Origin of the sequence: Rhizobacter sp. (assembly GCF_032229685.1) — a bacterium.
GTDB lineage: Bacteria > Pseudomonadota > Gammaproteobacteria > Burkholderiales > Burkholderiaceae_C > LMDS01.
Genome location: NZ_JAVTWP010000031.1, coordinates 395,185 through 408,756, shown reverse-complemented (window position 1 = coordinate 408,756; position 13,572 = coordinate 395,185). Strand labels below are relative to the sequence as shown.

The window sequence follows — 13,572 nt, the reverse complement described above, 5'->3', positions numbered from 1 at the left end:
TGAGCTCCTGCGTCAGCTAGTCAAACAACAAGCGAGTCGGATGGGCCAGCCCGTCGACGATCTCGTTGAGAAGCGCGGCGCCGCCGACCCCGTCGAGCACCCGGTGGTCGACCGACAGCACCAGCGCGATTTCGAGCCGCAGCGCCGGCTGGCCGAGCTTGTCGGGGCGGAACAGCTCGCGCACGCTGCCGACGCCGAGGATCATCGACTGCCCGGGCACGATGATCGAGGTCATCGCGGTCAGGCCGTGCATGCCGGCATTCGACACCGTGATGGCACCACCGGCCATGTCGTCGGCCCCGAGTCGACCCGCACGCGCACGCTCGGCCAGGGTGTTGGCTTGGCGCGCCAGGTTGACCAGGCTCAAGCGCCCGGCATCGCGCACCAACGGCACGCGCAGACCGTGTTCGGTATGCACGGCCACGCCGACGTCGCTGCCATCGAGCACCAGCGCGCCCTGCGGCGTCCAGACGCGATTCAGCTCGGGCAGCGCACGCAGCGCCCGGCCCACGGCTGCAACGAGGAAGTGGTTGAGCGTCAGCCGCGGCTCGGTCTCGGGGTCTTTCAGCTTGGCGTAGAGGTCGAGCAGGCTCGAGACCTCGGCCTCGCGCGCCAGGTAGAAGTGCGGGATGTCCTGCTTGGCGGCGGTCAGCCGCGCGGCCGTGGCCTGCTGCACCGCGGTGAACGGCTGCAGGCGGCCGGGAACCGTACCGCGGGCCACTGGCGCAGACAGCGGCGGCAGGACTGTCGCCGACGCAGAGTTCGTCATCGTCACGGATGTCGGGGCGGGCGCCAGCGGCGTCGCGGGCACAGGTGTCGGTGCAGGAGCGGATGTCCGCGCTTTCAACACTGCCTCGACATCGCGCGCCCGCACCCGACCGCGCGGCCCCGAGCCCGTCACGTCGGCGATCGCGATCCGATGTTCGCGCGCGAGACGGCGAGCGAACGGTGTGACCGGCCGGCGAGCGGTGGTGGCGGCCGCGTCGGCCACGGCGGGTGCTGCGACCGGCGGCGCGTCCTCGTCCCAATACCCCACCACCGCTCCGACCGGCACGGTCTCGCCCACCGCGACCAGCGGCGTGCCCATCACGCCGTCGCTTTCAGCCTCGACCTCGGTGGCCGCCTTGTCGTTCTCGACCACGAACACGCAGTCGCCGGCCTTGAAACGCGCGCCGGGCGCGAGTGTCCATTCGGCCAGCGCGCCCTCGGTCATCGTCAGGCCCAGCTTGGGCATGAGCCAGTCTCTGCGCACGCCGTCAGGTCCCTTTGAATTCGGCCTTGCGCTTCTCGAGAAACGCGCGACAGCCCTCGTGCGCATCGTCGCTGTCGAGCACCAGGCCGATCATCGCCTGCTCGTGCGCCAGCGCGGCGGGCAGCGGCATCTCCAGGCCCTGGCGCAAGGTGCGCTTGAGCAGCTTCAGCACCAGCGGCGACTTCTCTGCGATGCGCGTCGCCAGCGCCAGCGTCTCGTCCAGCAGCTTCGCACGCGGCACGGTGCGGTTGCACAGCCCCAGCGCCACCGCCTCGGCAGCGCTGATCTGGTCGCCCGTGAACATCAGCTCCTTGGCGCGGCACAGCGGGATCTGGCGAATCAAGCGCTGCGTGCCGCCCGCGCCGGGAAACAGCCCGAGCGTGATCTCGGGCAGGCCGAGCTTGGCTTCCTCGGCCACCAGGCGAATGTCCAGCGCCAGCAGCAACTCGGTGCCGCCGCCGAGCGCCCAGCCGTTGATGGCGCCCAGCGTCGGCTTGTCGCAATTGTCGAAGCGCGTGAACAGGCGATGGATGACTTCGGCGAACTGTTCGTAGTGCGGCAGCCCGCGCCGGCTGTCGAGATCGGCGATGTCGCCGCCGGCCACGAAAGCCCGTTCGCCAGCCCCGGTGACGACGATGGCGCGCACCGAATCGTCGGCCTCGAAGGCCGCGAGGGCGGCGTCGAGTGCGTGCATGGTGGGCACGTCGATCGCGTTCAGGGTCTTCGGCCGGTTGATCGTCAACAGGCCCACCGGGCCGCGCTTTTCACTCAGGATGCTGTCGTTGGCCATGCGTGTCTCCGTGTTCATTCGAGGGTGCGGCGCACCGCCTTGACGATGGCCGCGGCACCGATGTTGTAGCCCTGCTCCAGCGATTTGGCGAAGGGCACCGGCATGAAGGGCGCGCCGACGCGCACCACCGGCGCATCGAGTTCGTCGAAGCCTTCGTCGGCGATCGTCGCCGCGATCTCGGCGCCGACGCCGAAGGCCTGCACCGCCTCGTGCACGATCACCGCACGGTGGGTGCGCGCCAGCGACGCGAGCACGGTGGCGTGGTCCCAGGGCTGCAGGCTGCGCAGGTCGATCACCTCGACCTCCACGCCCTCGCCAGCCAGTTCCTGCGCCGCCGCCAGCGAGGTGTGCACGGTCGCGCCGTAGGTCACGAGCGTCACGTCGCGGCCGGCGCGAACGGTCTTGGCCTTGCCGATCACGTCGCGCACCGTCACGTCGACCGGGCCCTTGCTGCCGTACAGGCCCTTGTGTTCGATGAAGATCACCGGGTCCGGGTCTTCGATGGCGGCGCGCAGCAGGCCGTAAGCATCGGCCGGCGTGGCCGCGCACACGACCTTGAGGCCCGGCACATGCGCCAGCCAGGCTTCCAGACATTGCGAATGCTGCGGCCCGGCGCTCAAGCCCCCGCCGTGCGGCGTGCGCAGCACCATCGGCACGCTGCACTGGCCACCGAACATGAAGCGCGCCTTGGCGGCCTGGTTCACCAAGGCGTCCATCGCCAGCGTGATGAAGTCCATGAACATGATCTCGACGACCGGGCGCAGGCCCGACAGCGCCGCGCCGACCGCGGCGGAAACGATGCTCGCCTCGGAGATCGGGGTGTCGAGCACGCGCTTCGGCCCGAACTCGTCGAGCAGGCCGCGCGTCGCCTTGAACGAGCCGCCGGGCGCGCCGATGTCCTCGCCCATCACGATGACGCGCGGGTCGGCGGCCATGCTGTCGCGCAGCGCCTGTGCGACGCTGGCCATGTATTTCATCTCGGTCGGGCCGGCGCTCACGAGGTCGTCTCCGTGTAGACGCCGGCGAAGGCGGGTTCAAAGGCCGGCAGGCCATCGGCGCGCGCACCGGCGATCGCCGCCTCGATGCGCTGCGCGACCTCGGCGGCCGCTGCATCCAGCACCTCGGCGGCGACGCCCGCGGCGAGCAAGGCCGCATGGGTGCGCGCCAGCGGATCGGTCCTGGCGCCCGCCTGCATTTCGTCGGCGCTGCGGTACTTCTGCGGGTCGCCTTCGAAGTGGCCGCGCACACGGTGCGTCTTGCACTCGAGCACACGCGGGCCGTGGCCTTCGCGGATCGCAGCCACCGCGCGCGCGGCCGCATCGGCGACCGCGAGCACATCGTTGCCGTCCACGCCTTCGTGAACGATGCCGAACGCCGCCGCCAGCGCGTCCAGCCGGGCCGCGAACTGGCGCGAGGTGGGCGAGAACTCGGACCAGCCGTTGTTCTCGCACACCAGCAGCAGCGGCGACTTCCACAGCGCCGCCATGTTCAGCGTCTCGTGCAGCACGCCCTCGGCCATCGCACCATCGCCGAAGAACACGACCGCGAGGCCACCGGTGTCGAGCGTGGCTTGCGCGATCGCGCTGCCGAGCGCGATCGGGATGCCGGCGCCGACGATGCCGTTGGCACCGAGCACGCCCAGGCTCGTGTCTGCCACGTGCATCGAGCCGCCGCGGCCCTGACAGATGCCACCGGCGCGGCCCATGATCTCCTTGAAGAAACCGTCCAAACCGATGCCGCGCGCGAGCACGTGCCCGTGGCCGCGATGGGTGGTGGCCAGCGTGTCCTGCGGCGCCAGCGCCGAAGTCACGCCTGCGGCGATCGCCTCCTGGCCGATGCTCAGGTGGATGAAACCCGGCACCTCGCCGTCGGCGAACAAGCGTGTGAGTGCGGTCTCGGCCTGCCGCACCAGCAGCATCGTGCGATACAGGGCGAGTTGGCGCTGCCCATCGCTCTTCTTCGCCCGGCTCACGCCTTGCCCTCGCCGGCCTTCGGCTTGGCGGGCCAGTCGAACGCGCGCGGCTGCTTGTTGATGAAGCGCGCGACCGCGTCGTGGTGGTAATCGGTCTTCATCACCATCGCCTGGGCCGCCGCTTCGAGCTCGGCGAGCGTGTCCTGGTCGAGGTTGAACGAGCGGTTGAGGATGTTCTTCGAGATGCCGATGGCCTGCGTGGCCGCGCCGTGGAAGCGCGCCGCCATCGCCAGCGCGTCGTCGAGCAGGCGCGCCTCGGGCACCACGTCGTAGACGATACCGAGCGAGCGAGCCTCCTCGACATCGACCTCACGCGCCGAGAACACGAGCTCCTTGGCGCGCATCAGGCCGACCACGCGCGGCAGCAGGTAGAACGCGCCGAGGTCGGGCACCAGGCCGACGCGCGTGAACACCGCGCAGAAGCGCGCGCTCGGCGTGGCGAGCACGAAGTCGCAGGCCAGCGTCAGGATGAACCCGGCGCCGAAGGCCGGGCCGTGGACCGCCGCGATCACCGGCTTCTCGAGGTTGACCAGTTCGCGGAACCAGACATGCAGTCGCCGGATGCGGTCGCGGTCGGCGAACACCGGGCGCTTCTCGGCCGACAGCGACTTCAGGTCGCCGCCGGCGCAGAACGCGCGGCCGGTGCCGGTGATGACGACGGCGCGCACCTCGGCGGTGTCACGCGCTTCGTACACCGCCTCGGCGATGCCCTGGCGCATTTCCAGGTCGAAGGCGTTGCGCGCCTCGGGCTTGTTGAGTCGAATGACGAGTGTGGCGCCGTGGCGCTCGCGCAGAACGGATGCGGTCATGGCTTGAATCCCAGATCTCGGGCGATGATGTTGCGTTGGATGTCGCTGGTGCCCTCGCCGATCACGTAGACCAGGGCATCGCGGTGGATGCGGCTGACCGGGTACTCGCGCATGATCCCGGCGCCGCCATGGATGCGGATCGCCGCTTCGCTGACCGCCACCGCGGCCTCGCTGGCGACGAGCTTGACCTTGGCGGCAGTGGCTGCGTCCAGCGTGCCCTGGTCGACTCGCCAGGCGCCGTAGTACACGAGCCAGCGCGCGGCCTCGATCTGCGCGGCCATGTCGGCGAGGCGATGGCCCACGGCCTGGTAGTCGCCGATGCGCTTTCCGGCGACGATGCGGTCATGGGCGTAGGCCAGCGCCGCCTCGTAGGCCGCGCGCGCCATGCCCAGGGCATTGGCGGCAACGCCGACGCGGTTCTCGCTCAACGAGTCGAGGATCACCGGGTAGGTGCCCTCGCGGTTGCCGAGCAGGGCGTCGCCGGACAAGAGCACGTTGTCGAAGTGGATCAGCGCCGTCTCGGAACCGCGGATGCCTTCCTTGCGCAGTTTCGAGATCGCGACACCGGGGTTCGGCAGCTCGACGATGAACAGGCTGATCGCCTCGGGGGTCAGTTCCGGCCGGGTGCGCGCCGCGACCAGCATGAAGTCGGCGATCGGCGCGTTGGTGATGTAGAGCTTGCTGCCGTCGAGTCGCCAGCCCCCGGCCGTGCGCGTGGCCTTGGTGCGCAGCGCACGCACGTTGGAGCCGCCATCGGGCTCGCTCAGCGCAAATGCCGCGATCTTCTCGCCAGCGAGTGCGGGCACGAAGCAGCGCGCGCGCTGATCCGGCGTGCCGGCGCGCCAGATCGGCCAGATGCCCAGATGCGAATGCGCCGACCAGCTCGACGCGAAGGCCTGGCTGCAGAAGCTGAGCTCCTCGCGCACGATGCAGTCGCTGACCTTGTCCATGCCGCTGCCGCCGTCGGCTTCCGGGTAGCGCACCCCGAGCAGCCCGAGCTCGCCCCAACGCCGGAAAATGTGGCGCGGAAAGGCTTCGTTCTCTTCGGCCTCGTCAACCAGCGGCGCAAGCTCCTCGCGGCACATGCGCCGCACGGTCTCGCGTACCGCATCGTGTTCGGTGGAGAAGCTGAAGTCCAGGCTCATCCGCGTGCACCCTCGTTCTGCGCAACGCCGGACAGTGCACGCGACACGAGCGCGGCCCTGTCGCGCAAGTCCTCGCCCAAGGCCTTGATGCTCGACCGCCCCAGTTGCGCGCTGAAACCGGTGCCGCTGATCGCCATGACGGGCGTGCCAGCCGAGTCGAGCACGGCCGACGACACACTCGTCACGCCCTTGACATAGCAGCCAGCGTCAACGGCATAGCCCTTGTTCGCCGCCTCATCCACGCTTCGCATGTAGCTGTCGAAACTGGGCGGATCGTCCCAGCGCAACGCATCCACGCGCTGGCGCATTTCGGCCTTCGTCAGCCCCGAGCGGGCAGCGATGCTGCGCCCGAGCGCGGAGATGTACATCGGCAGCCGCTGCCCGACGTTCATGTGGACCCGCATGGTCGCGTCGTTGTCGGCACGATCGACCAGAATCACGCGCTCGTCGGGTGCGCGGTGCCACAGTGTCGCCGTCACGCGGTGCGTTGCCGCGATCGCTTCGAGGTGCGGATGCACCATGCGCGCGTACGATGCCGTCTCCAGCGCACCCTTGGCGAGTTCCACCAGGCCCAGACCGATTCGATAGGTCTTGGTGGCCTCGTCAAAACTCACCAGTCTCTCGTGGACCAGTGTCTTGAGGAGGTTGTAGCAGGTGCTGGAGTTCAACCCCAGGTCGCGTGCGATTCGGCTCACGCCGACTGGCGCCGCTGCCGCGGACAGGTAGCGGATTACGGCCAGCCCGCTGGCGAGTGCCCCCACGAGCTTGTCCGGCGATGCCATGGTCTCCATACGCGATGTCGAGTCGTTCGAGTCCCGATATGTTGACACGATGCAGTCGAGCGGTCTACACTTTTTCGCCATAGCGATTCGTTTTCGGTATGGCGAATGACAAAGGAATCAAGATGACTCTCACCCGCCGGCAACTGCTCGCACTGCCGATGTTCACTGCGACGTCTCTGGCGGCACAGACCAGTTACCCGGACAAGCCGATCACGTTGATCATTCCGTCGGTCGCGGGCGGCATCCTCGACACCATCGGACGCATCGTCGGCAAGCACCTGGAATCGATGGGGCAGACGGTCATCTATCAGAATGTGCCGGGGGCCGGCAGCGTGCTCGGCACCGATGTCGTGGCCCGGTCCGCAGCCGATGGCTACACGCTGGGCGTGGTCGCGACCAGCCACGCGATCAACCCGAGCGTTCACGCCAAACTGCCCTACGACACGACGCGTGATCTGGCGCCGATCACGCACACGGTCAACCTGACGAACGTGCTCGTGGTCCACCCTTCAGTGCCCGCGAACAATCTGCGCGAGCTGATCGCGCTGGCCAAGAGAAAGCCCGGCAGCTTGAACTTCGGATCGGCCGGAATCGGGCAATCGAACCACCTGTCAGGCGAGATGCTCAGGGCGGCCTCGGGCATCGACATCGTCCATGTCCCCTACAAGGGCAGCGCGGCCGCGATGACGGACGTGATGGCGGGGCACATCTCGATGATGTTCGTCGATCTGCTCTCCGCAGCGCCTCAGGTCAAGGCCGGCAAGCTGAGAGTCATTGCCGCGACTGGGCTGACCCGCTCGGCCGCAGCTCCCGAGTACCCGACGATCAACGAGTCGGGCGTTGCCGACTTCAACGGCAACTCGTGGCTTGGCCTCGTCGGACGTGCCGGCACGCCGAACGACATCCTCGCCAGAATCAGCGCTGAAGTCACGCGCGGAATCAACACGCCCGAAGTGAGGCAGCGGCTGCTGTCGCAGGGGGTCGAACCGGTCGGCGGGACACCGGCACAATTCGCCAGCTTCCTCGAGACAGAGACGAAGCGCTATGCGGCAGCCGTCAAGGCGGCCGGCATCAAGAGCGAGTGAGCCCCCGAGTACACGCGCCGCCGCGATTCCCGTGGCGCTCGGCTTGGCCGTTGTAGAAGCGACCAAAACGACGCTCGAGAAATTTCCGGTCACCGACCAGCCTTCGTGCTGACCTGACACTCCGCCGACAAGCGGTTCGCCGTATGGCAGCGCACTGCCACGCACCATGGCCGGCAATAGACGTCGACGATCAGGTAATCACGAACAAATCGCTGCAACGCGCGGAAGATCCGCTGAGCCATGCCTCTTCGAAGAAGTCGTTGTCAATCCTGACGCGGTCGGCCCGCACCGCCCTTGACGCGCAACACATGGGGTTTGTCCCATCGGCCGAGGCAAAAATCTAATCTACCTTACGTTTGTTAGACAAACCGCTCCCCAAGAGCTGTTTGGCGCAAAGGCGAACCCGGTCGTTTGGGTTCGCGCGGGGCTCAGAGCACGGTCCCTGGCAAAGGGCTGGTTCATCAACAAGTTGGAGGCAAGCGAATGAATACTCGGATTCTTTGGGCAGGCATTCTCGGAGCAGTGGCGGCATCCACGGCACAAGCTCAGTCCGGCGTCACGCTCTATGGGCGACTGGATGCGAGCACCGCGTACTACGATCGCACCAGAACGAACACGCACAGACTGCTGAGGCTCAACACTGACTCTGGCAGTTCGTCGAGGTGGGGCTTGACGGGCTCGGAAGATCTCGGAGGAGGCCTTTCGGCGCTGTTCAACCTTGAAGCGGCGTTAGACATAGCAACGGGCAACGGCATCACTGGCGGGGCTAACTCCGGGACGCTGATTGCCCAACCCGCCACGGCGTTGTGGCGTCGCAATGCTTATATCGGTTTGAAGAGCGCCAGCTTGGGTCAGGTCACGCTGGGCCGAAACTACACTGCGGCCCTCATTGGCCACGCAAACATCATGAACGCCCTGCCAGCCGGCATCAACACGGGCTTCGCCACCGCGACAGCGGCTCAGGGCATCGGCAACGACTACTGGAACAGCAACCAGATCCGCTACGACAGCCCGAACCTCGGGGGATTCGACTTTGCGGCCAGCATGTCCGCTGGCGAACAAGGCGCGTTCGGGAACAAGGCGGGCTCCACCATTGGCGGGCTCGTGCGCTACATGAGCGGTCCGGTTGCCGTTGCGGCCAGCTACCAAAGGGATTTCGACGCCGCGGGGTCCGGCAAGAGCCTGAGCTGGTACATGCTCTCGGGCTCCTACAAGCTCGGGGACTTCAAGGTGGTCGCCGGCTACGATGCGGTCGACAATCGCGAAGGGCGCACCGCCGCTGCACCTGGCGGCATCGCGACCTTCGCTGGCACCACATGCCCGAGCACACCGGGGCCGGCAACCGGAGCCGTGCCCTGCCCGTACGTCGGATGGACAGATTCGAAGATGTGGACGGTGGGCGGCAGCTACAACGTCACACCGCAGTTTGTAGTCGCTGCGCAGTACTTCGCCGTCAAGGAAACCTTCGGCGGCACGACCAGCAAGCAGACCGTGCTGAATGCGCAGTACTACCTCTCCAAACGCACCTCGCTCTATGCCCTCGTCAGCCAGGTCAAGAACGAAACCTTGGCCCTCGGTCCCATTTGGGCCAACGCGGTGTTCTCCGGCTCCAACGACACCTTGGTGCCGAACGGCAAGAACTACGGCATCGCGACCGGTATCCAGCACATTTTCTGATTTTTCCTAGGTGGGGCGCCCGAGCGGAGCGACCCCCTTTTACAGGGCGGGAGATTCAATCTCCCGCCCTTTTTCTTATGGAACAGCTTGATACGGCGAGGCCGTCGGTCGTGCCGAGCGGGTCCGCTCAAACGGGCCGAAACCGTGGCAGAACGACGTGATCGCTCGCCGGCTCGCACACGAGCTCGACCGCCATGTCGAACTCAATGGCCGCTGGGTCGGCATCGACCAGGGAGCTGATCATTCGCGGTCCCTCGTCGAGTTGCACCAGCAGCACGGCGTAAGGCGTGTCCTGCTTGAACGCCGGCCCCGGGGCGCGATGCACGACGCTGAACGAATGCACGATGCCGCGGCCGCTGGCGGCCCGATGCGCGAGGTTCTCCCCGCCACAGTTGCGGCACATGGCCTGCTGGTAGAACTGCACATTGCCACAATCGCTGCAGTGCTGGAGCAGCAGCTTGCCGTCCTTGAGCCCCTGCCAATACGCCTCCGAATCCGCATCGGGCGTGGGCAGCGGTTTGATGTGTGCTTCCTTGGGATCGATGCGCCTCACAGCGTGGCCTCCGTTCCGAGAATCGTTGTCGCCTGGGTCGCGAAGCCCGCGCCGAGGCTGTGCACCAGCCCCAGCTCTGCGCCAGCGACCTGACGGTCGCCGCAAACACCGCGCAGTTGCTCGACCACCTCGAGGAAGTGAAGCAAGGATCCCGGCATGCCTGGGTGGGCGAAGGACAACAGGCCGCCGTGCGTGTTGCATGGAATCGACCCGCCGTAAGTGATCTGGCGGTCGTCGACGAACCGGCCGCCCTCGCCCTTGGGGCAGAAACCGAGATCCTCCAACATCATGATGACCGTTCCCGTGAAACAGTCATAGACACCCGCGACATCAATGTCCTTCGCGGCGCAGCCGGCCATCGCATAGGCCTTCGCGGACGATTGAACGGCACCCGTCGTCGTCAGCGAGGGCATCAGGAAGATGTGCTCGTGCGTATAGCACTCGCCACCGCCCAAGATGTAGATCGGTTTGGCCTTGAACGCCGATTTGGCCCGATCTGCCGACGAAACGACGAACGCGACGGCCCCGTCCGAGATCAGCGAGCAATCGAGCTTGTGGTACGGTGTTGTGACCCATCCCGAGTTGAGCACGTCGTCGACCGTGATCGGTTCGGTCATCTGCGCACCCGGCGTGCGGCGGGCGTGCTCGCGATGGATCACCGCCACCTTCGCGAACTGCTCGGCGGTGGTGCCGAAATCCTTCATATGGCGATGCGCCGTCATGGCGAAGGTGTTGGCCACGGGAATGCCGAACGGCATCTCGTACTGCTGGTCGCGACTTTCGGTCATCGAGCGCAGGGCGAGGTCTGGCGACAGCCCGGTGAGCAGGCTGTCGGCGCCGATGATCAGGATATTTTCGGCCAGGCCACCCGCGATCGCTGCGGCAGCGATGTTGAACATCGTCGCGGCAGTAGCGCCGGAAACCTGCAGCGTGTTCGAGAACGTGGGCACGATGCCGAAGTACTCGCTGAAGGCCACGCTGAAACGGTGAAATGGGGCCGCGAAGGCGACGCTGGAGAGCACGCCGTCGATCTGCGAGCGCCCTAGGCCGGCATCCTCAAGCGCGGCCTTGGCCGCCTGAGCGGCCAGCGCCATCACACTCTTACCGGGGACGCGGCCGACATCCGATCGGCCGGCGCCGACGATGGCGGTTTCACCGCGGATGCTGCGGCGGCGCCCGCTGGCATCGGGAGCGAAAGATGTCATGCGCGACTCCTGAATGGCATGGATGAATTCTAAACCTAACAAACGGCCGTTTGTCCAATCCGGGCAGTCCCTGTACGCTTCGCTGCCGACGGGTGCGGCCAAACGCCGACGCACTCGATTCTGAGCTCGCCCGTCAGGGCCAGCGACCGAACAGAGTCCTATCTGACGGTTCAGCTCTGCCCGAATCGTTTGACGATTTGCGCCGCCAGTACGACCGGGAACGCACGTCTCCGCGCCTGAATCCCGACCTTACTTTCAGTGGTCGCGGCAATTCACGCCGGGTCTCAAGGTTCGGACAATCCACTCCGAAAATCACAGAGGCGTCACCTGCAATTGTTCGGGCGTCCGTCGACTGTCATGGTCATGCGCGAACTTGACCCGTCTCTCGCAGACGACCATCTGCGCGAGTTCGGACGCGCTGACTCGATCCACCTTGGGGGCTCGTCGCTTCGTGCCAGTCACGGTGCGCCCCTACTCGCTCAGCGGCTGTCCGAACATCTGGTTCGTGACAGTCGGTTCACCAAGATCAAGGCCACCCGCCGTCGGACCTGCAGGCAACGGAAGTGAAGCCGCCGCACCGGCCGTCGCTGGCAGGAGCAACCAGTTCTGCGCCAGCAGCCCTTCATGCGCCAGAAAGCGCAGACGGTTGACCCGCTTCGTGCCTTTGTTGAATCGCGCCAGGTCGTCGTACAGCCGCGGGTTGTCGTCGCGATTCATCTCGAACAGCATGCTGATCGGGCCGCCTCCCAGACGTCATGCACTTGGTCAGCGATGACCTGCGGTCTTTGCAGATAGCCGTTGAAGGTCAGCACGGCTCGCTCGGTGCTCTGTTCCCGCGCATCCACATCCAGCACGAAGAGGTTGCGCCGGTTGAAGAAGGCCTCGTCGGTGACGGCGGCACGGTTTCGGTCGAACCGGGCAAACACCCAGATGAGCTTGCCCCTGGAATCCGTACCCCATAGCCGAGTCACGAATTGACTTGCTTGGCCTGTGCGGCCAGCCAGTCTTGCTCGAACCGCACCGGGCTGACGTAAGCCAGCGTCGAGTGCCGTCGGGTCTGGTTGTACCAGAGTAGCCAAGCGATGGCTTCGTCCTTGGCGTGGCGGCGCGTCACGAACCGCTGACCATGCAGCCGCTCCACCTTCAACGACCCGAACAGCGTCTCGCTGCAGGCGTTGTCCCAGCAGTTGCCACGCCGGCTCATCGATGCCGTGATGCCGTACTCAGCCAGGACGTCCCTGAAGTCCTGGCTCGCGTATTGGCTGCCGCGGTCGCTGTGGAAGATCAACCCCGCCTGCTTGCTCGGGTGGCGCTTGAACCAGGCCATACGCAAGGCATCGATGACGATGTCGCGCGTCATGTCCTCTCGCAGCGACCAGCCCACCACCTGGCGACTGAACAGGTCGATCACTACCGCCAGGAACAGCCACCCCTCGTCGGTGGGGATGTAGGTAATGTCGCCGGCCCAGACCTTGTCGGGCTCGGCCACGGTGAACTGCCGATCGAGCAGGTTCGGCGCGATGGGCAGATCGTGGTTGCTGTCGGTGGTCACCTTGAAGCGGCGCTTGCCCTTGGCCCGGATGCCATGCAGTTGCATGAGCTTCTGAACCCGCTCCTTGCCCACACGAATGCCACGGGCCAGCAGTTCCTTCCACGTGCGCGGCCAGCCGTAGCTGCCATGGCTCTCGGCGTGGATGGCCTTGATGTGCACCAGCAGCGCATCGTCGCTCAGGTGGCGCCGTTGCTCGCTGCTGGCCTGACGCACGAAGTGCTCGTGGTACCCCGCCACGCTGGCCTGCAGAACCCGGCATTGCACCGAGATCGGCCACAAACGCCGATGACGGTTGATGAAGGCGTACTTCAACTCTGCCCTTTCGCGAAGTACGCCGTCGCTTGCCCCAAAATGTCGCGCTCCATCTTCACGCGCGCCAGCTCGGCTCGTAGCCGGCTGATCTCCATCTGCTCGGCGCTCACGACCTTGGTGTCAGCGCCTTTGAGCTTGCACCCTGCCGATCAGCTTTGATCCAGTTGAACAGCGTCTGCTCCACCACGCCCAACGACCTTGCCGCCGCGGCGATGCTCTGTCCACCTGTCCACCTGTCACCAGCCTCACCGCCTCCTGCTTGAACTCCAGCGTATAGCGCGCCCGTACTGTCTTCGTCATTTCCGTTCTCCTTGCTTGCATTGAACCACTCAGCAAGGGGTACGTTTTTCGGGGGCAAGGTCAGTTGCAGGCGACGCTACCGAGTCGATGAATGCAGCCAAAGAAGCGGCCAAAGACCTGCTCAAGAGAAAGAAGTAG

At 66.2% G+C, this 13,572-nt stretch carries 13 protein-coding genes and 1 pseudogene; 2 read left to right on the top strand and 12 right to left on the bottom strand.

The window, feature by feature from the left end; genetic code table 11:
* Window positions 1–16: 16 nt before the first annotated feature.
* The 7 genes from AC30PD_RS13615 to AC30PD_RS13585 are packed head-to-tail and all read right to left on the bottom strand — an operon-like array spanning window position 17 to window position 6,759.
* Window positions 17–1,234 (bottom strand): dihydrolipoamide acetyltransferase family protein, encoded by a 1,218-nt coding sequence (locus AC30PD_RS13615; protein WP_489536184.1) that lies wholly within the window; start codon window positions 1,232–1,234, stop codon window positions 17–19.
* A 22-nt stretch (window positions 1,235–1,256) separates the two neighbouring features.
* On the bottom strand, window positions 1,257–2,042 hold the full coding sequence (locus AC30PD_RS13610; RefSeq protein WP_489536183.1) for an enoyl-CoA hydratase/isomerase family protein: 786 nt from the start codon (window positions 2,040–2,042) through the stop codon (window positions 1,257–1,259).
* A gap of 14 nt (window positions 2,043–2,056) precedes the next feature.
* Window positions 2,057–3,019, bottom strand: a complete 963-nt coding sequence (locus AC30PD_RS13605; protein WP_489536345.1) for an alpha-ketoacid dehydrogenase subunit beta — start codon at window positions 3,017–3,019, stop codon at window positions 2,057–2,059.
* A gap of 17 nt (window positions 3,020–3,036) precedes the next feature.
* Window positions 3,037–3,960, bottom strand: a complete 924-nt coding sequence (locus tag AC30PD_RS13600; protein WP_489536344.1) for a thiamine pyrophosphate-dependent dehydrogenase E1 component subunit alpha — start codon at window positions 3,958–3,960, stop codon at window positions 3,037–3,039.
* 50 nt (window positions 3,961–4,010) lie between these two features.
* A complete protein-coding gene (locus tag AC30PD_RS13595) occupies window positions 4,011–4,823 on the bottom strand; it encodes an enoyl-CoA hydratase/isomerase family protein (protein WP_489536182.1) in 813 nt (270 codons plus the stop codon).
* Window positions 4,820–5,968, bottom strand: coding sequence for an acyl-CoA dehydrogenase family protein (locus AC30PD_RS13590; RefSeq protein WP_489536181.1), 1,149 nt, complete (start codon window positions 5,966–5,968; stop codon window positions 4,820–4,822). Before AC30PD_RS13590 ends, AC30PD_RS13595 begins: the two co-directional genes overlap by 4 nt.
* On the bottom strand, window positions 5,965–6,759 hold the full coding sequence (locus AC30PD_RS13585; protein WP_489536180.1) for an IclR family transcriptional regulator: 795 nt from the start codon (window positions 6,757–6,759) through the stop codon (window positions 5,965–5,967). The genes AC30PD_RS13590 and AC30PD_RS13585 overlap by 4 nt, the downstream gene beginning before the upstream one ends.
* 113 nt (window positions 6,760–6,872) lie before the next feature.
* On the opposite strand from AC30PD_RS13585, the gene AC30PD_RS13580 reads away from it, so the two are divergent.
* Entirely contained in the window at window positions 6,873–7,835 is a 963-nt protein-coding gene (locus AC30PD_RS13580; protein ID WP_489536179.1) for a tripartite tricarboxylate transporter substrate binding protein, read from the top strand.
* A 483-nt stretch (window positions 7,836–8,318) separates the two neighbouring features.
* On the top strand, window positions 8,319–9,512 hold the full coding sequence (locus AC30PD_RS13575) for a porin (protein ID WP_489536178.1): 1,194 nt from the start codon (window positions 8,319–8,321) through the stop codon (window positions 9,510–9,512).
* A gap of 127 nt (window positions 9,513–9,639) precedes the next feature.
* Here AC30PD_RS13575 and AC30PD_RS13570 read toward each other — a convergent pair whose 3' ends face one another.
* The 5 genes and pseudogenes from AC30PD_RS13570 to AC30PD_RS13550 form a co-directional block, all read right to left on the bottom strand.
* Window positions 9,640–10,065, bottom strand: a complete 426-nt coding sequence (locus AC30PD_RS13570; protein ID WP_489536177.1) for a Zn-ribbon domain-containing OB-fold protein — start codon at window positions 10,063–10,065, stop codon at window positions 9,640–9,642.
* On the bottom strand, window positions 10,062–11,270 hold the full coding sequence (locus AC30PD_RS13565) for a thiolase C-terminal domain-containing protein (protein ID WP_489536176.1): 1,209 nt from the start codon (window positions 11,268–11,270) through the stop codon (window positions 10,062–10,064). The genes AC30PD_RS13570 and AC30PD_RS13565 overlap by 4 nt, the downstream gene beginning before the upstream one ends.
* Window positions 11,271–11,741: 471 nt before the next feature.
* The gene (locus tag AC30PD_RS13560; protein ID WP_489536175.1) at window positions 11,742–11,999 is read right to left on the bottom strand and encodes a hypothetical protein; all 258 of its coding nucleotides are present in this window, start codon (window positions 11,997–11,999) and stop codon (window positions 11,742–11,744) included.
* Window positions 11,984–12,196, bottom strand: coding sequence for a hypothetical protein (locus AC30PD_RS13555; protein WP_489536174.1), 213 nt, complete (start codon window positions 12,194–12,196; stop codon window positions 11,984–11,986). The genes AC30PD_RS13560 and AC30PD_RS13555 overlap by 16 nt, the downstream gene beginning before the upstream one ends.
* Before the next feature lie 41 nt (window positions 12,197–12,237).
* Window positions 12,238–13,434: pseudogene (locus AC30PD_RS13550) on the bottom strand (IS3 family transposase).
* Window positions 13,435–13,572 lie beyond the last annotated feature (138 nt).